Annotated in this window: 20 protein-coding genes; 8 read left to right on the forward strand and 12 right to left on the reverse strand. The window is 64.5% G+C overall.

Going from position 1 to position 20,702, the window contains the following annotated elements; translation table 11 throughout:
* Window positions 1-16 precede the first annotated feature (16 nt).
* From DUGA2_RS04720 to DUGA2_RS04740, 5 genes are read right to left on the reverse strand one after another with little or no spacing between them, the layout of a single operon-like run.
* A complete protein-coding gene (locus DUGA2_RS04720; RefSeq protein WP_070267522.1) occupies window positions 17-1,018 on the reverse strand; it encodes an AraC family transcriptional regulator in 1,002 nt (333 codons plus the stop codon).
* Window positions 1,015-1,572: a DUF2059 domain-containing protein gene (locus DUGA2_RS04725; RefSeq protein ID WP_070267523.1), complete on the reverse strand. Its 558-nt coding sequence runs from the start codon at window positions 1,570-1,572 to the stop codon at window positions 1,015-1,017. Before DUGA2_RS04725 ends, DUGA2_RS04720 begins: the two co-directional genes overlap by 4 nt.
* An 18-nt stretch (window positions 1,573-1,590) precedes the next feature.
* Complete coding sequence (locus DUGA2_RS04730) at window positions 1,591-3,222, reverse strand: OmpP1/FadL family transporter (RefSeq protein ID WP_070267524.1); 1,632 nt, start codon at window positions 3,220-3,222, stop codon at window positions 1,591-1,593.
* Between the two features lie 15 nt (window positions 3,223-3,237).
* Window positions 3,238-4,245: a transporter gene (locus tag DUGA2_RS04735; protein ID WP_070267665.1), complete on the reverse strand. Its 1,008-nt coding sequence runs from the start codon at window positions 4,243-4,245 to the stop codon at window positions 3,238-3,240.
* 38 nt (window positions 4,246-4,283) lie between these two features.
* Window positions 4,284-5,051, reverse strand: coding sequence for a C39 family peptidase (locus DUGA2_RS04740; protein ID WP_070267526.1), 768 nt, complete (start codon window positions 5,049-5,051; stop codon window positions 4,284-4,286).
* Between the two features lie 585 nt (window positions 5,052-5,636).
* Here DUGA2_RS04740 and DUGA2_RS04745 point away from each other — a divergent pair.
* The 5 genes from DUGA2_RS04745 to DUGA2_RS04765 all read left to right on the forward strand — a co-directional run bounded on the left by DUGA2_RS04745 (window position 5,637) and on the right by DUGA2_RS04765 (window position 8,973).
* Window positions 5,637-6,146: a DUF6160 family protein gene (locus DUGA2_RS04745; protein WP_070267527.1), complete on the forward strand. Its 510-nt coding sequence runs from the start codon at window positions 5,637-5,639 to the stop codon at window positions 6,144-6,146.
* 154 nt (window positions 6,147-6,300) lie between these two features.
* On the forward strand, window positions 6,301-6,810 hold the full coding sequence (locus tag DUGA2_RS04750; protein ID WP_008445902.1) for a DUF6160 family protein: 510 nt from the start codon (window positions 6,301-6,303) through the stop codon (window positions 6,808-6,810).
* A gap of 47 nt (window positions 6,811-6,857) precedes the next feature.
* On the forward strand, window positions 6,858-7,655 hold the full coding sequence (locus tag DUGA2_RS04755) for a hypothetical protein (RefSeq protein ID WP_070267528.1): 798 nt from the start codon (window positions 6,858-6,860) through the stop codon (window positions 7,653-7,655).
* Window positions 7,655-8,509, forward strand: coding sequence for a DUF6160 family protein (locus DUGA2_RS04760; protein ID WP_070267530.1), 855 nt, complete (start codon window positions 7,655-7,657; stop codon window positions 8,507-8,509). The genes DUGA2_RS04755 and DUGA2_RS04760 overlap by 1 nt, the downstream gene beginning before the upstream one ends.
* A complete protein-coding gene (locus DUGA2_RS04765; protein ID WP_070267531.1) occupies window positions 8,509-8,973 on the forward strand; it encodes a hypothetical protein in 465 nt (154 codons plus the stop codon). The genes DUGA2_RS04760 and DUGA2_RS04765 overlap by 1 nt, the downstream gene beginning before the upstream one ends.
* A gap of 94 nt (window positions 8,974-9,067) precedes the next feature.
* On the opposite strand, the gene DUGA2_RS04770 is transcribed toward DUGA2_RS04765, so the two are convergent.
* Window positions 9,068-10,207: an MFS transporter gene (locus DUGA2_RS04770; RefSeq protein ID WP_070267532.1), complete on the reverse strand. Its 1,140-nt coding sequence runs from the start codon at window positions 10,205-10,207 to the stop codon at window positions 9,068-9,070.
* 35 nt (window positions 10,208-10,242) lie between these two features.
* A complete protein-coding gene (locus tag DUGA2_RS04775) occupies window positions 10,243-11,238 on the reverse strand; it encodes an LLM class flavin-dependent oxidoreductase (protein WP_070267534.1) in 996 nt (331 codons plus the stop codon).
* A gap of 293 nt (window positions 11,239-11,531) precedes the next feature.
* Between DUGA2_RS04775 and DUGA2_RS04780 the strand changes: the two genes are divergently transcribed.
* Entirely contained in the window at window positions 11,532-12,443 is a 912-nt protein-coding gene (locus tag DUGA2_RS04780; protein ID WP_070267535.1) for a TraB/GumN family protein, read from the forward strand.
* On the opposite strand, the gene DUGA2_RS04785 is transcribed toward DUGA2_RS04780, so the two are convergent.
* The 3 genes from DUGA2_RS04785 to DUGA2_RS04795 all read right to left on the reverse strand — a co-directional run bounded on the left by DUGA2_RS04785 (window position 12,440) and on the right by DUGA2_RS04795 (window position 14,714).
* Entirely contained in the window at window positions 12,440-12,889 is a 450-nt protein-coding gene (locus DUGA2_RS04785; protein ID WP_168167758.1) for a hypothetical protein, read from the reverse strand. The genes DUGA2_RS04780 and DUGA2_RS04785 overlap by 4 nt on opposite strands.
* Before the next feature lie 381 nt (window positions 12,890-13,270).
* Window positions 13,271-13,663: a VanZ family protein gene (locus tag DUGA2_RS04790; RefSeq protein WP_070267537.1), complete on the reverse strand. Its 393-nt coding sequence runs from the start codon at window positions 13,661-13,663 to the stop codon at window positions 13,271-13,273.
* Between the two features lie 289 nt (window positions 13,664-13,952).
* Window positions 13,953-14,714, reverse strand: a complete 762-nt coding sequence (locus tag DUGA2_RS04795) for an SDR family NAD(P)-dependent oxidoreductase (protein ID WP_070267538.1) — start codon at window positions 14,712-14,714, stop codon at window positions 13,953-13,955.
* Window positions 14,715-14,807: 93 nt separating this feature from the next.
* On the opposite strand from DUGA2_RS04795, the gene pyrF reads away from it, so the two are divergent.
* Entirely contained in the window at window positions 14,808-15,629 is an 822-nt protein-coding gene (gene pyrF, locus DUGA2_RS04800) for an orotidine-5'-phosphate decarboxylase (protein WP_070267539.1), read from the forward strand.
* A 6-nt stretch (window positions 15,630-15,635) separates the two neighbouring features.
* Here pyrF and sbcB read toward each other — a convergent pair whose 3' ends face one another.
* Window positions 15,636-17,078: an exodeoxyribonuclease I gene (gene sbcB, locus DUGA2_RS04805; protein WP_070267541.1), complete on the reverse strand. Its 1,443-nt coding sequence runs from the start codon at window positions 17,076-17,078 to the stop codon at window positions 15,636-15,638.
* Between the two features lie 74 nt (window positions 17,079-17,152).
* Here sbcB and DUGA2_RS04810 point away from each other — a divergent pair, with 74 nt between their 5' ends.
* On the forward strand, window positions 17,153-17,716 hold the full coding sequence (locus tag DUGA2_RS04810) for a DUF5610 domain-containing protein (protein WP_070267542.1): 564 nt from the start codon (window positions 17,153-17,155) through the stop codon (window positions 17,714-17,716).
* Window positions 17,717-17,720: 4 nt separating this feature from the next.
* Here the strand turns inward: DUGA2_RS04810 and DUGA2_RS04815 are convergent, their stop codons facing one another.
* Window positions 17,721-20,600 carry a TonB-dependent receptor gene (locus DUGA2_RS04815; RefSeq protein ID WP_168167759.1) on the reverse strand — a complete coding sequence of 960 codons (2,880 nt, stop codon included), beginning with the start codon at window positions 20,598-20,600 and terminating at the stop codon, window positions 17,721-17,723.
* Window positions 20,601-20,702 lie beyond the last annotated feature (102 nt).

Genomic DNA, 20,702 nt, shown 5'->3' on the forward strand with positions numbered 1-20,702 from the left:
CGTCTCCTTTTTGTTGTTATGCCGTCTTGCGCGGTGTGCCGGCGTGCATCGATTCGGGCTCGGGGCCCGGCTGATGCGCCATGTGTACGATGTCCGACGGCGCCATGCCGAACCAGCGCTTGCAGGCCCGGTAGAACGCGCTCGGTTCCGAGAAGCCGAGCTGGAAGCTGAGCATCTTCAGCGACAGTTCGCCGCAGCTCAGCGATTGCCGCGCCAGCTCGCGCCGGGTGTCGTCGACCAGGTTGGTGAAGCTGGTGCCTTCCTCGGCCAGCCGGCGCTGCAGGGTGCGCTCGCTCATCATCAGCTGGGCGGCGACGTCGTCGCGGTGCGGCGGACCCTTGGGCAGCAGGCTGGCCAGCAGCGCCTGCACCTTGGCGCTGAAGGTCGGCGGCTCGGCGCGCGCCAGCGAGGCCAGCACGCGTTCGCCGCTGCCGGGCACCAGCGGCGGGTTGGCCGGCAGCGCCATGACCAGGTCGGTGTCGGAAAATTCCATCACGTTGTGCGGCATGGAAAACTTGACCGGGCAGCCGAAGGTTTCCGCATACACGTGGGCGTTGGCCGGTTCCGGGAAAGTGTATTCGACCACCACCGGCGCGATGTCGTCGCGGCCGGCGGCGCAGCGCAGCGAACGCAGCAGCACGCACCAGACGAAGTCGTAGCGTTGCTGCGGCACGTCGCGGCGCGCGCCGGGCAGCAGCAGGCCGACGCGGGTGTGGCCGTGGCAGCGCTCGATCGAACTCTGCACCGTCGGCGACACCAGCATGATGTGGCCCATCACGCCCAGCCAGCCGAGCCGGTGCGGCGAGGAGATCTTCAGGCCGATCAGCGGATCGCCGGATTTTTCCACCACCAGTTCCCACAGGTGGCTCAGTTTGTCGGACAGCGTGAGGGCGTCGCAGGCGAGGCCGTCCCCTTCGTCCAGTCCGGCCTGCGCGAACAGCGCTTCCGCTTCCACGCCGGAATGGGTCAGGCGCGATTTGACGCCGCGCACCAGATGCAGGGCGGAGGAGTAAGTCATGGCGTGACCGCAGCGCGCAGACGCAGGCCGATTTTTTCCTTCAGGCCCTGCAGTTTGGGATCGATGACGGCGCGGGTGTCGGCGGCCACGCCTTCGCCCAGCGTCTTCTGCATTTCCGGCAGCATCGCTTCGAACTTTTTCTTGACCGGCGATTCGAGGATGGCGATCAGCTGCTTCAGTTCTTCCTCGGTGTAGCGTTCGGCCAGCAGCGGGGCGATGGTGGTCGGGATCAGCTTGTCGGCGCTGCCCTTGGTGATCGGCGTGGCGTCGGCCATGAACTGCTTGGCTTCGCCGACGATGTCGTTCATCGCCGCATCGCGCTTCTCCGGCGCGGCGCGGCCCTGCAGCATGGCGCGCGCCTGCTGCACCGCGTCGGCCACCGGCGCCTGCAGCATCTGCTGGCCGATGTTGTCCGGGTTCCACAGCTTCAGCACCTTGTCGACCAGCGCCTGCTTGGCCGGCGGCACCGGGGCTGCGTGGACGGCGGCGCAGGCCGCGGCCATGGCCAGCAGCACCAGGCCGCGTTTGCATTGGGTAGGGAGGGATGTCGTCATATTGTGCTCCTTAAAAAATCAGAAACGCTTGTTGATTTCAAAACCAAAATAGCGCACATGGATGTCGCCCTTGACGTTCTGTCCGGCGTAGGGGTTGTAGATGATGTTGAGGAAATTACTGCAGTTCAGATTGCAGTCGGTGTTGGCCGGCACGTCGAACTTGCCGGTCATGTAGGAACCGGTGACGCTGACCTCCATGTTCTTGCTGACCTTGTAGCTCACGCCGGCGCTCAGCAGCTTGGTGTTGGGCAGCGGCGCCAGCAGGTCGATCTTGTTGTTCGGCACCGAGGTCTTGCGCGGCTCGTAGCCGAAGCGCAGCGCCAGCTTTTCCATCGGGAACAGCTGCAGGCCGTAGGCCACGTTGACCACGCTCTTGTAGCCGCGCGGGATGATCAGCTTGCTCGAATCGGGGATGCCGTACAGCCGCGCCACCTCCAGCAGCTTGACGCTCTGGTCGAACTGGAAGCGCAGCGCGTCCCACTCGCTCCAGCGGGCGTAGCTGGCGTCGACGTTGAGCTGGGCAAAGCGTATCGGCCGCAGCTTGATCCCCACCTGCAGGTGCGAAGGGAAGGGGATGATGGCGCTCATATTGCCCTTCTGCGTGGCCGGGATCGAGGTCGGGAAACCCAGCACGGCGCCGGCGATCGGGCCCAGCAGCGAGGCGTTCATGCCGCGCACGAAGTTGCGCAGCATGGGCTCGGTGTCGAACACATAGGTGCCGGTGTAGTGGGTCTTGGAGCCACCCTGGTAGACCGCGCCCAGCGCGATCCACGGCTTGGGCTCCCACAGCACGCCGAAGTTGATGGTGGGGTCGAACGGCGCCGTCAGTTCCAGCCGCATATTGGCGGCCTTCTTGAACGGGCTGACCATGCCGTCCTTGCCGCCGCCGCAGACGCCGAAGCCCAGCACGTCGATGATGTTGCCGCCGTCCTCGGGGCACCAGCCCTTTTGCAGCTGGCCGAACACGCCCAGCAGCTCGTTGGGGAAGCGCATATTGGTGTCGACCACGAAGGCGGCGTGGGCGATCGGCACCGAGACGCCGAAGCGCAGCGTGTCCGAGTACTTGTAGCCGACCGACGGCGACAGGTAGACCAGGCGCTGGATCTGCTCCTGCCGCCCCTGGTACTGGCCGGGGTCGTTGGGATCGGTGGTGCGGTCCAGGCTCATCGCCTGCGACATATAGCTGTCGGTGGCGAAGGTCCATGGCGAGCCGGCCTTGTTCCAGTACATGCCGATGCCGGGCACGGCCACGGCGGGCAGGCGCCAGCCGGGCATGCCGTAGCCGGGCACGTACATCACCTGGCGCACCGGGCCGGTGCGGGTGTTGGAGATCGGGTCGTCCTTCCAGCCGCCGATGTCGAAGTTGGGGCCGGGCGTGAAGCTGGCCGCGGTGCGGATCGAGGCCACGAAGTTGTGGATGCTCTCGCCGTCGCCGGTCAGCCGCGCCAGGCCGGCGGGGTTGAAGTGGATCGAGGCGATGCCGGGCGGATCGGCCGTGACCGCGTTGCCGAGCGCCATGGCGACCACGCTGGTGGTCAGGTTCTCGGTCAGCGCCGCGTGCGCGGCCCGCGGGCAGAGCGCTGCGCACGCGCACGCCACGGCGGCGGCGATGGCGCGGCGGCGCGCCAGGACGGGGCTGTGCTGGCTCATGGATGGCTACGCATGTCAGAAGTTCAGCGGGATGTTCATGCCCACCGTCAGGTTGGGCGAGTCCGGCGTCAGGCCGATGCCGACCGAGACGTTGACGGTGGTCTTGGGCGAGATGCGGTAGCCGACGCCCATGTTGAGGATGCTGGACGTCTGCATATGGGTCTTGGCTTCCAGGCCGTCGGCGAAGCGCAGCTTCGAGCCGGCCGAAATCGCTTCCTGGAAGGAGATGGTGGTGGAGATGCCGTAGGACAGCGCCCAGGCGAAGCCCATGCCGAAGCCGACCGTGCCGCCCGGCTGGACGCGGGTCAGGATGCGGGTGCCGTTGACCTGGTACAGATGCTTGGCCGGCAGGCTGGCGGTGTAGTTCAGCGAGCCGAACAGCGCGACCGGGTCGACGATCTTGTTGATGTTGATGCCGGCCGTGAAGGCGGCCACGCCGCTGCCGGTGGCTTCGCCGCTGCCGGCGATGATCTTGAACGGGCTGCGGCCGGTCGGCAGGCGGAAGTTGCTGGTGACGGTCAGGTTGGGCGTGTCGCGGCGCGCCTCGAACGGCTGCCAGCGCGCGCCCAGCAACATGTCGCCCAGCGAGTTGGAGGCGCCGTTGGAGAGGTTGTTGTCCGAGTAGCGCGAGATGAAGGGCAGGGTGACGTTGCCGGTCAGGTTGTCGAGCAGGCCGTAGTCGGCCGAGAAGGTGTTGGTGATGCTGTGCGAGCTGGTGTTCTCGATGTTGAACAGCGTGGTGCTGCCGTTGGCCAGGTCGGTGACGATGCGCTCCTCGCCGACGTAGGAGTAGTTGACGTCGTAGGTGACGGCCAGCTGGTTGCGGCGGATCAGGCTGTACTGCTTGTCGACGGCGGTCAGGGTCTGCTTCAGCAGGGCGCTCTGGTCGCCTTCGCCTTCCTTCTTGGCCAGCGCGTCGCGCGCGGCGTCGGCGCTGGCGGGAGGAGTCTGTTGCGCCGAAGCGGGCAGCGCCAGCAGGGTGGCGGCAATGGCTGCGGCGATAGGCAGGGTACGGAAAATCATCTTGGTCATCCTTGAGAGAGTAGGCGCTGCTGTGGGGGTTAATTGCGATGCATCCAGGTGCCGGCGGCGCCCGTGTTGACGGCGCGCAGCAACAGCTGGGCCGCGTTGGACAGGCCGTCCTGCCGGCCCTTGCCGGTGACGCGGTCCATGTCGGCCACGGCCAGCTCCTGGTCGTTCAGCGCCAGTTGCGCCACCGGGGTCTGGCCCTTGGCCGGGGAGATGATGAACAGGGTGTTCTTGTCCCACCAGCGGGCGAATTCCTCGACCGAGAAGGCGATGTTGCCGGCCGACGGGTCGGCGATGTAGACCACGCCGCCGCGGATGCCGCGCAACACCACGAAGTGCTTGGAGCCGGCGTAGTCGATCGGCACGATGGCCGGTTCTTCCAGCGTCATCAAGTCCTTGATCTCGGCCTTGAAGCCGGCGCCCGACAGGCCCAGCGAGCCGACGTAGCGCTTCATGTCCAGCAGCGAAAAGCCGCGCCGCTCGATGATTTTTTCCTTTTCGCCCTTGTCCAGCATGCCTTCCATGGCTTGCTGTTCGTTGACCATGACGCCCAGGTGGTAGTTGAGGATAGTCACCAGCGCGGCCGAGCCGCAGCTGAAGTCGAAGGCCTGGCGCACGATGTGTTTGTACTTGAGCTCGGAGAACGGCTCCATCGTCACCGATTGCGTGTAGGCGCCGCCGCCCAGCAGGGTCTGCGGCATTTCGAACTGGTCCTTGGGACGGTCCAGCGGTTCGTGGCGGGACATGGCCCCGGCGCCGCCGATGGCGGCGGCGATGATGCCGAGCAGGATCATCAGCATGGCGTCATCCCCCGCGCGTCGCGCGCGAGAGCACGCTTGGGCGCGCGCGATAAAAATGCCGGCGGGACTGCGGGCACAAACTGCGGGCGTAAGCTGCGCCCAGAGGCGTCGGGCGCCCCATCGTGATGGTCATCTTGTCTCCAATATTCTTAATTAGAACGGTCGTGCTTTATTAAGGCGACAACTCGTCTTTCTTTTCTTGTAATTAATTAACGCATGGTTTGCCAAAACCGAGCATCTGTTTTTTTAGAAACGTGACTCTAAATATTTTTGGCGATCTTATGCTAATGGCGCGGCGCTTTGGCGACGAATCGGCGCAACCTTTTGACAACAAGCGTGCCATAACTACCACACGCCGCGTCCCCACTCTGTATGGCTCGCTAGGCCACGTTGTTGGCTTTCCAAGTCAGCGCGCCACGCTGGACCGGCGTCGGCGGCGACTCATATGATGGACTCAATTAATAGTCAAATATTAAGATTTTCACGGCACCGGACAGGGCGCCGAGGCTCCTACCCGGAGCCCAGGACCAGCCTGCCGAACGTGAGCCCGGACAAAAAATTTCAAACACAACTCGGAGATAAAAAATGCAAATCGTTAAAACCGCAATCGCAGCCGCCCTGGCAACCCTGGCCTTCTCGGCATCGGCCATGACCCCAATCCAGGACGCAGAGCTGAGCACCGTCAGCGGCCAGGACGGCGTGTCGATCGCTGCCAACCTGAACATCAAGATCGACTCGTTCGTCTACACCGACACCGACGCGCTGGATGCCAACGGCATGGGTGGCGGTTCGGTCAGCTTCAACGGCATCAAAGTGAACGGCCTGATCGCCGCCAACATCGACATCCTGTCGAAAAACTCCTTCCTGGCCGCCGCCGGCGCCGCTGGCGTGACCAACCCAGGCACCTTCTACAACCCAGCGACCGGCGGCGACGTCGTGCAGATCGCCATCCCGGCGAGCGTGGTTGCTGACGGCCACTACCTGAACGTGTCGGTCGACGCGATCAAAATGGGCAACAGCGCAGCTTCGTTCGGTTCGGTCGCCATGAACCAGATCGACATGCGCGGCACCACCGTCTGGATCTTCGCGCACTAATCCGGAGTCGTCCGCGCTGGCTCGCAGGGTCTGTTGCTTGGCCTGAAAAGTCAGCGCGGCATGCTGGACGCTTGCAATACCGTAGCCCTAAGATGGTTACGTAGCATTGAAAAAAACACAAATACCTAGACCAAAACCTCACGGAGACGATCACATGCAATTCATCAAAACCGCAGCAGCAGCAGCCCTGGCAACCCTGGCCTTCTCGGCATCGGCCATGACCCCGATTCAAGACGCAGAGCTGAGCACCGTCAGCGGCCAGGACGGCGTGTCGATCGCTGCCAACCTGAACATCAAGATCGCTTCGTTCACCTACACCGACACCGACGCGCTGGACGCGAACGGCATGGGTGGCGGTTCGGTCAGCTTCAACGGCATCAAAGTGAACGGCCTGATCGCCGCCAACATCGACATCCTGTCGAAAAACTCCTTCCTGGCCGCTGCCGGCGCCGCTGGCGTGACCAACCCAGGCACCTTCTACAACCCAGCTACCGGCGGCGACGTCGTGCAGATCGCTATCCCGGCGAGCGTGGTTGCTGACGGCCACTACCTGAACGTGTCGGTTGACGCGATCAAAATGGGCAACAGCGCAGCATCGTTCGGTTCGGTTGCCATGAACCAGATCGACATGCGCGGCACCACCGTCTGGATCTTCGCTCACTAATCAGCTGAGCAACAACAGCCGCGCCCGCGGCTGTTGTTTCCCACATCATGAGCCCCTTCTATTCCCTGCGTTCGCTGTGGCTGTGCGCGGCTTTGGCCTGCTGCACGCTGACGGCTTCGGCGCAAATGCAACCGTTGAGCGAAGAAGAACTGTCCAACACGCGTGGACAAGGTCTGGTCGCGCTCACCAACACCAGCCTGGGCGGCTTTGATTTCAGCAAGGTCGCGCTGGACGCCGACATCACGCTGAGCGCCAACCTGCGCTATATGCGCCTGGGCGAATACGCCTACGCCCCGCGCAACGGCAGCGGCGCCGACCTCGACATCGGCCTGCTGCAATTCGGCCGCAGCGATGGCACCGAGGCGCAGCGCCTGGTCCACATCAGCAATCCCTATTTCGAATTCGTGTACAAGAACGCGGCCGATGGCGCCTCGCGTGAAGCGGTGGGCATGCGCTTCGGCTTCGAGGGCATCAGCGGCGATATCGGCATGAAGATCAACAGCCTGTCGGGCTCGATGCGGGTGACGGGCCTGGCGGCCGACGGCACCGGCGTGGTGCTCGATTCGCGCACCGACACGCTCGGCGGCGGCAAGCGCTGGGACGGCGGATGCACCGCGCCTTGCCTGTCGCTGGCGCAGCTGGGCGGCGTGACGGCCGGCGACGCCGCCGGACCGAGCCGCGATTTCTGGATATCCGTATTGAAGACCGGCGTGCAGTTTCCGACCGCCGCCGGCGTGCCGGCCACCGATGCGGCGCAGGCCGGCATCTGGATGAACTGGCGCGACAAGCTGCAAGCCTTGAACACGTCCGGCCTGGTGCCGCCGAATCTGCCGAAGGGCCGTTGATGACGGTCGCACGCGCTTCCTTGCTGATGCTGCTGGCCGCCGTGTGCGCGCCGGCGCCGGCGATGGAGCCCTTGAATGACGCGGCCCTATCGACGGTGCGCGGGCGCGATGGCGTCAGCTTCGACCTGAACGGCTTCGCCATGAGCGGCGATGCGCGCGTGAGCTACACCACGCCGGTCGGCTCCAGCCTGTACGTGGAAAAATTCAGCGCGTCGCGCAGCGACAATCCGCTGCCGTTTTCCGATCCCTACAAGCTCGATATCGTGGCCGGTGCGCCCGGCCTGGCCGATGTCATCAACATCGCTTTTCCGCTGAACGTCAATGCCGACCAGCGCTGGCAGGCCGCCTACGATTGGGGCGTGACGGCGGATGGTGTCACGCGTGAGCAGGGCAGCGTGGTCATCAAGGATCTGGTGTTTTCAGGCGGCGGCTTGCAGTTCTCCACGCCGCAAGTCAATGACGGCGTGGCCTTCGGTGCGGCGCTGCGCATGGATATCGGCAAGCTGTCGTTCCAGCCGCGCGGCCGCAACGACGCCACCGAGGCGATGGTGCTGAGCGGCGTGCACATCGGCGGCGTCGATGGCAATGGCGTGTTCAACAATACGCCGTGGATGCTGGCCAATGTGGCGTCGCAGCCGGCGGTGATCAATGCGCTCAACGACGAGACCGGTCCGCGCCTGCACATCGGTATCGACTGGCCGGATGCGCGCTACGGCAGCGGCGTGGCGCCGGCCGGCGGCGTCGTGGTCGACAATATTTCCTTCGTGAGCCCGGGGCAGCCGACGGTGGATCTTGGCTCCTCGCGCATAGGCTCGATCCAGATCCAGTATCTCGACATAAAGTTCAAGCACTGATGGCGCGCGCTCTGTTCCTGTGGATGATGCTGGCGGCGGGTGTGTCGCAGGCGGGGCCGTTGCAGGCGCTCGACGACGCCGAGCTGTCCAGGGTCAGCGGGCAGGACGGCATCAGCTTCGCGGCCCATATTTCGCTGAACGATCCGACGCTGGTGGGCGCGGTCAGCGACAGCCGTTTGTCGCTGGGCTTCAAGGGCGACGGGCAGAACCGCTACATCGTGTTCAAGAATGTGCGCGGCACGGTGGACATGTTTGCCGTCAGCCTGGGCGTGCAGACGCGCACCGACGGCGGCGGCGACTACATCGCCATCGGCTTGCCGGGTTATGTGCGCTACACCAACTTCGGCTTCGAATCGCTGAGCGTGCAGAGCGATCCGAACGCGCCCGTCACCGGCAACCTTGGCAGCCTCAACATCAATGGCACCGTGTCGCTGCAGGGGCAGGTGCGCCTCTGGTCGCACTAACAATCTGGGGTCAAGTCTGACATTTGGACACGAGCTCTGCCGTAGCTGGCGCTACGGCAGAGCTCGTGTCCAAATGTCAGACTTGACCCCAAGGTTATTCGGTGGCGAATACGCACAGCGCGGTGACGGGGAAGGCCAGGCCTGCCCACAGCACGCCGCTCCAGCCGTGCGCGGCAAACATCCAGCCGCCCAGCGATGATCCCAGCGCACCTCCCATGAAGAACAAGGCCATGTAGAGCCCGTTCAGGCGGCTGCGGATGTCCGCCGGCAGGGCGAAGATCGCCCGTTGCCCTGTCACCAGGTTGGCCGAGACCCCCATGTCCAGCACGATGGAGGTCAGCACCAGCACGCCCAGGTCGACCAGCCGGCCGGCGTGGATCAGCAGGGGCAGGGCGAAGGCCAGCGCACCCAGCGTCAGCGCGACAGCGGTGGTGGAGCGGCTCTTGCCATGGTCGGCGCGGCGGCCGGCGATCGGCGAGGCGATCGCTCCCGCAACACCCACCAGCGCGAAGATGGCGACGCCGGTCTGGCTCAGCTGGAAACGCGGGCCGGTCAGCTCCAGCGATACGCTGGTCCAGAACAGGCTGAAGGCGCCGAACATGCAGGCCTGGTAGGCGGCGCGGCGGCGCAAAACAGGCGTGGTCTTCAGCAGCTGCCACATCGATCCCAGCAAGGCGAAATAGTGCAGGCCCGAATCCGGCTGCCGCTGCGGCAGGCGCGCGCGCAGCAGGAAGGCCAGCGCGGTGGTGCCGACCGCCGAGATGACGAAGATCGCATGCCAGCTCAGCGCATCGGCCACCAGGCTGGCCACGGGACGCGCCAGCATGATGCCCATCAGCAGGCCGCTCATCACCTTGCCCACGGTCTGGCCGCGCGTCTCGGGCCGCGACAGGTGGGCGGCGAACGGCACCACGATCTGCGCCGCCACCGAACCCAGTCCGATGCAGAAGGCCGCCAGCAGGAACAGCGTGGCGCTGCTGGTCAGCGAGGCCGCCAGCAGGGCCAGCGCCGTGGTCAGCAGGGCGATGAAGATCAGGCGGCGGTTTTCCAGCAGGTCGCCCAAGGGCACGATGAACAGCAGGCCGAGGCAGTAGCCGATCTGCGTCAGCGTGACGATCAGGCCGGCCGCGCCGGGGTCGAGGCCGGTGGCGCGGCTGATCGGGCCGATCAGCGTTTGCGCGTAGTACAGGTTGGCGACGATCAGGCCGGTGGCGGTGGCGAACAGCCAGACCATGCCTGGCGAAATGTCGCGCTGGGCGTGGGGCGGGCTCACGCGCGCACCAGCGCCTGCCGCACTTCGGCGGCGATTTCATAGGAGCGCAGCCGCTGCCCATGGTCGAAGATCTGCGAGGTGATCATCAGCTCGTCGGCGCCGGTGCGGGCGATGAATTCCTGCAGCTGGCGGCTGACGGTGTCCGGCGCGCCGATGGCCGAGCAGGACAGCACTGCGTCCAGCATCGCCCTTTCCTGCGGCCCCAGCGATTGCAGATAGCCGGCCTTGGGCGGCGGCAGCTGCGACGGCTTGCCGGTGCGCAGGTTGACGAAGGCTTGCTGCATCGAGGTGGCGCGGTAGTGCGCTTCCTCGTCGCTGTCGGCGGCGAACACATTGAAGCCGAGCATGACGTGCGGCTTCGCCAGTTGCGCCGACGGCTGGAAATTGCCGCGGTACAGGGCGATGGCCTGCTGCATCATCTGCGGCGCGAAGTGCGAGGCGAAGGCGAACGGCAGGCCCATGTGCGCGGCCAGCTGCGCGCCGAAGGTGCTGGAGCCCAAAATCCACAGCGGCACCTTGGCGCCTTTGCCGGGCACGGCCAGCACGCGCTGGCGCGGCGTGTCGGACAGATAGTCTTGCAGTTCCAGCACGTCTTGCGGGAAGGCGTCGGCGTCGCTGTCGAGGTTGCGTCGCAGGGCGCGCGCGGTGGTCTGGTCGGAACCGGGCGCGCGGCCCAGGCCGAGGTCGATGCGGCCGGGGTAGAGCGCTTCCAGCGTGCCGAACTGTTCGGCGATCACCAGCGGCGCGTGGTTCGGCAGCATGATGCCGCCGGCGCCGACCCGGATGGTCGAGGTGCCGCCGGCCACGTGGGCCATGACGACGGCGGTGGCGGCGCTGGCGATGCCGGGCATGCCGTGGTGTTCGGCCAGCCAGTAGCGCTGGTAGCCCCAGCGTTCGCCGTGCTGCGCCAGGTCCAGCGTGTTGCGGAACGATGCGGAAGGATTGCTGCCTTCGGCGATGGGGGAAAGATCGAGGATGGAAAATGGAATCATGGTGCTTGTCCGGCCGATATGGACCAGTAAGCATACACAGAATGCGCGTAGCGCGCTGGCGGCGCCTTAAGTCGTGATAATCCGATAATTAATAATCATTTAAACAGTATTTTTATTATTGAGCTGCTATTTAACTGTGTTTATTTTGCCGATATTCTCGGCGAAGGTTAAAAAAATATTTCCCCGCGCGTGGTCATGATTTACCATTGGAAACAGTAACGCGCCTCGCCTTACTCCTCCCATATTCCTTTTTTATTCGTTCGATGGCATGCCCTGCTATCGCGGGGAAACTCATGCCTAAGAAAATTGCCATTCTATTTAGCCTGTTGATCTGCTGCTGTCAGATGGCGTTCGCGGCCGGTGTGGTCGAGCCTGCGACGTCCGCGCATCGCGGCCAGCTGTACCGGATCACGCACGATGGCAAGACCGGCTATCTGTTCGGCACCATCCATGTGGGCAGGGACGGCGTTTATCCGCTGGATCCGGTGGTGACGCGCGCGCTGCGCGACGCCAGCGCGCTGGTGATCGAGCTGGATATCCGCCAGGATGCGCCGTTCCAGCTGGCGCTGGCGCGCCATGGCCGCTATCCGGAGGGCGACATGGTCCAGCATCATCTGTCGCCTGCCGCGCTGGGCCTGATGGTGCAGGCGCTGGCGCGGGCCGGCATGTCGCTGCAATCGGTGCAGCAGTACAAGCCGTGGCTGATCGCCAACCTGTTGATCGGCGCGGAGATGGAGGTGCATGGCTTCCAGCGCAGCCAGGCGGTGGAGTACGCGCTGCTGGCGGCGGCCAAGAACCAGGACAAGGCCGTGCGCGAACTGGAGAGCGCCGATTATCAGCTCAGCCTGTTCGATACGCTGGACGAGCGCCAGCAGGAGCAGTATCTGCTGGAGAACCTGGCCGAGCTGGCCGATGGCGCCTCGCTGAAAAAATCCACCGCGCTGATCGAGGCCTGGAGCGCGGCCGACGCGCCGGGCATCCATGCGGCGTGGCAGTCCGCCACCAGCGGCGACACGATCTCCGCCGGCTTCATGAACCGGGTGTTGCTGGGCAAGCGCAATCCCGAAATGGCCAGCAATATCGAGCGCATCCTGCAGCAGGACCAGGTCGCTTTTGTGGGCGTCGGCCTGCTGCATCTGGTGGGCGAGGATGGCTTGCCGCAGCTGCTCAAGCGGCGCGGCTACCAGGTCGAGCAGCTGTACTAGTAGCTGCTCACCATGCCGTTGTTGTAGCGCACGCGGTCGCCGATCTTGTAGCTGGGCATGGAGTCGGCCACCACCATCTGCGTGCTGCCGTCGTCCAGGCGCACGGTGACGCGATAGACTTTGTCCGTCGGTAAGCCGACGCTGCCGCCTGCCGCCGCCGCGCCCGCGAGACCGGCGCCCACCTCCTGCCGCTGCATCTGGTCGATGGCTTGTACGACGCCGTAGCCCGTCTGCGCCGTGGTGCCGGTGGATGCGCTGCTGGGGGCGACGGTGCCGGTCATGCCGCTGGTCATGGTGCCGGTGGTGCTGCTCTGGTTGCCGGTCGTGCCGGTGGTGCCGGTGGTGCTGCTCTGGTTGCCGGTCGTGCCGGTGGTGCTGTTCGCATTGGGCTCGCCGCTGCGCTCCGACGCGCAGCCGGCCAATGCCAGGATGGTCAACGCGATCATGCTATTTCTGTTTGTGTTCATTTCATTCTCCCGTGGTCACTCATCAAAAAGGCTAGCCTTTTGATTCAGAGGACAAGCGCGCGGTTTTGTTCCCTTCACATCCCGGGGCAGTTGATATACATCAATTGCGGCGTGCTACTCGCACGCAATAATTGTTGGGTATCACTTTTAAGGATATCGATATGTTGACACGCGTGACAGACACTATTATCGAAGAATTAATTAACTCAACCTGTGGAGAAGCGCCGGACCCGCGTAGCCGGCATTTATTGACACATTCATTGCACGAGTTGGTACGCGTGGCCAAAGCCGAGCAATTACAGCAGATGCGCCTGGATGTGGAGTTGGCAGTGGGCAGGCCCGGGGAGCGCGCCGGGAATGTCAGTTTGACGGCTGGATGCGATAACGGGTCCACAAGCAGTACATGAACAAGGCCGTCAGTACCGCAGCATTGCAGTCGACCAGCCAGTCGGACACGGTCCCGTGGCGGTACGGGAAGAAACTTTGCACGTATTCGTCCAGCGCGCCCATCAGGGCGATGGTCAGCACGGCCTTGCCGGCCCGCAGCCTCAGGCTGCCGGTTCCGCCGGTGAAAATCAAGAAAGTCAGTCCTGCATAAGCCAGCGAATGCAGTATCAGCCCGGAAGCGACCTGGCCGATGTCCTGGCGGGCGCCGGGCAGCGAGCCGAGTATCAGGATCAGCAGGTACAGGACGATGGCGGTCCAGTATCGCAGCCGGGCGTGGGAATTGGTCAGAAGGAATTGTTTGATCATGAACCAGACAATACCATGCAGTGCGGGGAAGGGGGAGTGGTGCACCGGAGCCCCGGTGCACCTTTCTTCCGTCATGCCTATCGGTTGCATGTACTGAAGATGTGACCAGTATAGGAAGCGAATATGACGCCGTCATGACGGCGAGCAAAAAAAAAGCCCGCTGGTTAAAGCGGGCTTAAAACTATTTTCTTGGAGGAGAATAGTGGAGACAGGTGTAATTATGGGGGTCTCCGAGATATGTGTCTAATTGTTGTTTCAGATACCAGACATCAATAATGCGTATAACTCTTTATTTGACCGGCACCGTGTAGTTCAGGGCCAGGCGGCCGCCGTCCACGTACAGGGTCTGGCCGGTCATGTAGCTGGCGTCGTCGCTGGCCAGGAAGGCGGCGATGGACGCCACTTCCTCCGGTTCGCCGCAGCGGCCCATCGGCGTGCGCGACAGGATGGTGTTGCGCGCTTCCGGGCTGGCCATCACGGCCTGCTTGGCCAGTTCGGTCAGGATGGTGCCGGGGCCGATGCCGTTGACGCGGATGCCGTGCGTGACCAGGTTCAGCGACATCACCTTGGTCAGCTGGTTGATCGCGCCCTTGGACACCACGTAAGGCACCTGGTTGGGGATGGCCAGTTCGGCGTTCACGCTGGACATGTTGATGATGCAGCCGCTCTGCTGCTTGACCATCTGGCGCGCGACCGCCTGGCCGCACAGGAACATGGACTTGAGGTTGATGCGCAGCACGCGGTCGAAATCGTCCTCGCTGAGGTCGAGGAAGTCGGCGGCGTGGGTGACACCGGCGTTGTTGATCAGGATGTCGATGCGGCCGAATTCGGCCATCGTGGCGGCCACCAGGGCGTCGACGTCGCATTTCTGGCTGACGTCGGCGGCGAAGAAGCGGGCGGACTCGCCCAGCGTGGTGGCGGCGGCCGCGCCTTCGGGCTTGATGTCGACCAGCATGACCTTGGCGCCCTCGGCCACCAGGCGCTGCGCGCAGGCCAGGCCTATGCCCTGGGTGGCGCCGGTGACGATCGCGACTTTATTCGAGAGTTTCATGGGATGTGCTTTCTAAGGAGAGAGGGCAAATTTTAACAGCCCGATGCGGGCGCGTTACAATAGAGGGTTTGCAACAAAAGCTAAGGGTGCGTCGTGACTTTCATCAACAAATTATCTGCCGCCTGGACGGCCAACGACTCGCTGCTGTGCGTGGGCCTGGATCCGGACATGGACAAACTGCCGGCGCAGTTCCGGAACGACCCGCAAGGCATCTACCACTTCTGCCGCGAAATCATCGATGCGACCGCCGACCTGGCGTGCTCGTTCAAGCCGCAGATCGCCTACTTCGCGGCGCTGTCCGCCGAAGCCCAGCTGGAAAAAATCTGCCACTACGTGCGCGACAATTATCCGCATATTCCGCTGATCCTGGACGCCAAGCGCGGCGACATCGGCGCCACCGCGCGCCAGTATGCGCGCGAAGCCTACGACCGTTACGGCGCCGACGCCGTCACCGTCAACCCGTACATGGGTTCGGATTCGGTGGAGCCTTACATGGAGTGGAGCGACCGCGGCGTCATCATCCTGTGCCGCACGTCGAACGCCGGCGGTTCGGATTTGCAGTTCCTGAACGTCGACGGCCAGCCGCTGTATCAGCACGTGGCGCGCCTGGTGGCGCAGAAGTGGAACGCCAACGGCCAGTGCGCGCTGGTGGTCGGCGCGACCTTCCCGGAAGAGCTGGCGCAGGTGCGGGCGATCGTCGGCGACATGCCGCTGCTGGTGCCGGGCATCGGCGCGCAGGGCGGCGATATCGCGGCCACCGTCAAGTCCGGCAAGACGGCCGCCGGCGCCGGCATGATGATCAATTCCTCGCGCGCGATCCTGTACGCGGCGCCGCAGGCGGGCGAAGACTTCGCCGCCGCCGCCCGCCGCGTGGCGCTGGAAACGCGCGACGCCATCAACCAGCATCGCGCCTAAGCCGGCCTAGTGCGCTGGAGCGATCAGCTCCACGTACTCGTACAGCTCGGCCAGGATCTGTTCGGCACGCTCATCGGCATCCTGTTGCAGATGGTCGATCTCGCCGAAGAACTGGTCGATGCTGCGCGCACCGCCGGCGCCTTCGTAGAAGCGCGCCGCGCGGTGCTGTTCCCAATGCTCCATCTCGCCTTCCGATAAAGTCTCGGGGAAGTTGCGCGCGCGGTAGCGGAACAGCAGCTCCAGCAGGCGCGGATCGCTGAACGACGGCGACGCCGTGGCCAGCCGGGCCGGGGTTTCCTTGCGCAGCGTGTCGAGCATGCGGCGGTCTTCCTTGCCGACGAAGCCGTTGTACAGATCCTCGTCCACATCGAGCTCGGCGCCGGCCGGGCGGTGGAATACCTGTTCCCACACGATGTCCATATTGCGGCCGGCCGCGGCCAGCGCGGCGTGCGCCTTGCCCTGCTCCAGGTCGATGCCCCATTTGGCCGCCATCGCCGGCGACAGCGTCTTCAGGTTGGACACCAGCATCGGCGACTTGTTCAGGTGGATGCTCTTGACCGGCAGCCGCGTCATGCCTTCCGGCAGCGCATCGGCGCGGCTGAAGATGCGGGTGCGGATGGTGTCGGCGTCCAGCGTGAACAGTTCGGTCGGATCGTAGGTGCAATCCCAGACGATCACTTCATTCTTGTTGGTCGGATGCGTGGCCAGCGGCCACACCAGCGCGATGCAGCCGCGCTCGGCCGGGAACATGCCGGACACGTGCAGGAAGGGCGCGCGCAGCGCCGGCGCCAGGTGCATGCCGATCTCGTCGGCCACGCGGTCCTTCTTGTGCAGCGCCAGGCAGAAGTCGAACAGCTTGGGTTGCTTTGCGCGGATCAGGCGGGCCAGCGCGATGGTGGCGCGCACGTCGGACAGCGCATCGTGCGCCGCCTCGTGCAGCAGGCCGTTGGCCTTGGCCAGGTGCTCCAGTTTGAAGCTGGGCTTGCCGTCCTCGCGCATCGGCCATTCCATGCCTTCCGGGCGCAGCGCGTAGGTCATGCGCACCACGTCCAGCAAGTCCCAGCGGCCGCACTGGTTTTGCCATTCGCGCGCGTACGGGTCGATCAGGTTGCGCCAGAACATGAAGCGGGTGATCTCGTCGTCGAAGCGGATGGTGTTGTAGCCGACGCCGATGGTGCCCGGCTTGGAGAAGGCTTGCTCGATGGTGGCGGCGAACTGGTGCTCGGGCACGCCCCGTTCCAGGCACTGCTGCGGCGTGATGCCGGTGATCAGGCAGGATTGCGGATCCGGCAGGAAATCATTGGCCGGCTTGCAATACAACATGATGGGCGTGCCGATCTCGTTCAGCTCGGCGTCGGTGCGGATCGCGGCGAATTGCGCCGGGCGGTCGCGGCGCGCCTGGGCGCCAAAGGTTTCGTAGTCGTGCCAGAGAAAGGTCTGTGTGGTCATAGGTGCGGTCAAGGGGGCTACAGTTATTCTTAAATCTGCCGATAATTACAGGATATTCCATCAGGAGCAACATCATGGCGACTCCAGTATCGGCAACATCGGGCAGTACGGCTGCCACGTCCAGCGCACCGGTCCAGGCCAGGGACGACAGCAATGTGTCGGTCGCCGCCAAGGCCAAGGCACAATTGAACGTGTCCATCGTACAAGCTTCCTTGACGGTTTCGCTGAATTCTTCCAACGAACCGCTGTCGGTGCTGCTGAAAACGGCGCTTACCGGCATCAACGAGGCGCTCAAGGACGATTTCGGCGACAACGCCATCCAGAACGCGGTATCGCAGGATAATACGCCGGAAGGCACGGCGAGCCGCATTGTATCGCTGTCGACGGCGTTTTACGAAGCGTATAAGCAGCAACATCCCGGCGAAGAGGGCGATGCGGTGCTGAACAAGTTCATGGAAACGCTGAAAAAAGGCGTGGACCAGGGCTTCGAGGAGGCGCGCGGCGTGCTCGACGGGCTGAAGGTGCTGAACGGCGACATCGCCAGCAATATCGACAAGACCTACGAGCTGGTGCAGAAGGGGTATGCGGACTTCGCGGCTGCGCACAAGGCGCAGCCGGTCAAGCAGAGCGAGGCTTAAGTCTTTACATCTTGTAGTTCAGGCCGATGAGGAACTGGCGTCCGAAGCGGTTGGTGTAGCGCGGGCGCAGTTGATCAGGGTCCGGGCCGCCACCGACGTTGCTGTAGTAGGTGACTTGGGTGTCGAGCAGGTTGTTGGCCTGGAGTAGGATGGACAAGCCTTTGTACGGGCCGGTCTCGAAGTTATACCCCAGCTGCATGTCCACCACCCGGTCGGCCGAGTGCGCGCTGATGAATTTCTGCAGGTAGACATCGGTCGACGTCGCCGTGAACGGTGCGCGGTAGCGCTCGCTCACGCGCGCCGAGAAGCCGTTCTTTTCATAGTAGGCCGTGGCATTGAAGGCGGTGCCGGACAAGCCGTCGAGCTTGACTTCGTTGCCTGCCTTGTCCTGCAGATCGCTGCCCAGGCGAGAGGCGCCGAGGATCACGCCGAAGCCGTCCAGCGACTTGCTCAGCAATTCCCCACCCAGTGCGGCCGACAGTTCCAGGCCATGCAGCGCGCCGCCGTTGCCGTTGACCGGGCGCGTGTACGAGCCGTAGCGCTGGACCACGATGTCGGCCGGCAGCGTCGATGGCCGCGGCAGGAAGTTGTTGTCGCGCTCGGTGGTACCGTCGAACACATAGCTGAGCAGCTTCTTGTGGAAGGCGGCGGCGGCCACGTAGCTGCGCTTGCCGAAATACTTTTCCAGCGACAGATCGGTGCCGTTGGCCAGCCAGGGCTTGAGCTCGGGATTGCCGCCGGAAGCGCCGGTCCATTCGCCGTAGTGGTCGCCCGGCTTGTCGATGATGCTCGGCGTGCTGGTGCCGGCGCGCAGCTGCTGCATATTCGGCCGCGCCATCGTCTTGGCCAGGCCGAAGCGCAGCACCCAGTCGTTCTTCAAGTCGGCGATCAGATTCAGGCTGGGCAGGAAGTTGCGGTAGCTGGCGCCGCCCGAGTGCGGGAACACCAGCTTGGGATCGGGCGTGACGTTGTTGCCGCGGTATTCGAAGCCGTCCGAGTTTTGCTTGGAGTACACCGCCTGCATGCCGAGGTTGCCGCGGATCTCGTAGCCGGCCACGGCGGTGTCGAGGTCGAGTTTGGCGTAGGCGGTGGAGATGCGTTCGTGCACGCCGTAGTCATTGCTTGCCTTGCCGCCGAACAGATCCTTGTTCGAGACCACGCCGCTGGCGACCACGTCCGGCGCGCTGATGCGCGGCACGTAGCCCAGGCCCGCCCATGACATGTCGATCGGGTCGCGCACTGCCGATGCCGGCACGTCGCGCACATAGCCGCCCTTGCCGTCGGAGGCGAGCAGCAGCAGGGTGTCGCCGTTGGTGATGACCTTGTCGCGCTTGGTGACGTTCAGGCCCAGGTCGATGCTGCGGAAGGGGCCGTCGAGGTCGCGCTTGGCGCTCAGGCGCAGCGTCTTGAGCTCGTCCTTGAGCGGGCGGGTGCGCACGCCGCCGGCCCAGGCCGGCGCGTCGCTGGTATGGTAGCCGTGGGCGTCGCCCAGCACCGTATCCTTGAAGGTGTTGGGATTGACCGGCGTGAACGATTGCGCGGAACCGTCGTACGGGATGTTCCAGCTGAAGGCGCTGCGCTGCCAGTTGTTGATGGCCTTGTTGAACGGCGCGCCGTAGACTTCATCGTATTCCTCGTCGCGCTTGTCGCGCGAGAAGCTCAGGTCGGCGATCCCCTTCCATTTGTCGGCCAGCTTGAGTTCGGTGTTCCAGCCCAGCGCGGCGATGCTGTCGCGGCGCCGCGTTTCGGCGTTGCCGATCACGAAGCTCAGGTTGTCGGCGGTGCCGGTGGTGGCATAGGTGTTGCGGCCGACCTGGGTCGTGCCGACATTGCTCAAGGTGATGCGGTTGGCGGCGGCGCCGTAGGCGTTGTACATATTCTCGCGGAAGAACACGCCCACTTCCTTGGTGTCGAAGCGCGAGTAGTAGAAATCCAGCGTGCTGTGCAGGTCGCGGTTGGGCTTGTACTCCAGCACGCCCATCAGGCCGGTGCGGGTGCTGCGCTTGGTGTTGGCCGTGGTGTCCCAGAACAGCGGCAGCAGCGCGCGGTTGTAGCCGTTGGCCGGCTGTTGCTGCGGCGGCGCGCCGTCGATGGGGATGCCGATCTGGTCGCGGAAGTTGGCCGTCTGCGTGCGCTTGATCTGGCTGCCGCGGTCGAGGCGGGCCAGGCCCAGCGCCACGCCGATGGTGTTGTCGGCAAACTGGTCGATGTAGGATGCGCTGAAGCGCTTGCCGATCGGCGAGGCGACGTCGCTGACCAGGGTGCCGTTGGAATTCTTTTCGGCGCGCAGGTTGAGCGCGACTTCGCGGCCGCGCGTGGCCAGCGGGCGGCGCGTGTGCAGGTCGATGGTGCCGGCCAGGCCCTGGCCGATCAGCGCGGCGTCCGGGGTCTTGTAGACCACGGCTCCGCCGATGAGCTCGGAAGGGAACTGATCCAGCTCGACGGCGCGCGATTCGCCCGAGCTGACCATCTCACGGCCATTGAGCAGGGTGCTGGAGAATTCGGGCGACATGCCGCGCACCGATACCCGGTCCACATTGCCGTCGCCGCCGCGTTCGCCGGTCACGCCGGGCAGCCGGGCCAGCGCCTCGGCGATGCTGGAATCGGGCAGCTTGCCCAGGTCCTCGGCCGACACCGCCTCGACGATGGAGGTGTTGCCGCGCTTGACGGTCAGCGAGTCTTCCAGGCTGCGGCGCAGGCCCTTGACGATGACGGTGTTGGCGGCGGGGGCCGGCTCGGCCGCGCTGACGGCTTCGGCTGGCGCCTGCTGGGCGTGGGCCGCCCCGCACAGCAGGACGGTGGCCGCGCAGGCGGCGGCGATGGGGTTCAGCCTGAACAGATTGTGGGCGCGGCGATGGGCGCGCTGGGAATTGAAGGTTTGCAAAGCAGACTCCGTGAATGATGTGGATGTAATCGATAAGATTCAGACGCGCAAACCGCTGACGCGTCTGCTATGGAAAGCTTTCCAATTTGGTGTTGAGTTATC

The sequence above is a fragment of the Duganella sp. HH101 genome, assembly GCF_001758795.1.
In the GTDB taxonomy this organism is placed as follows: domain Bacteria; phylum Pseudomonadota; class Gammaproteobacteria; order Burkholderiales; family Burkholderiaceae_D; genus Rugamonas; species Rugamonas rivuli.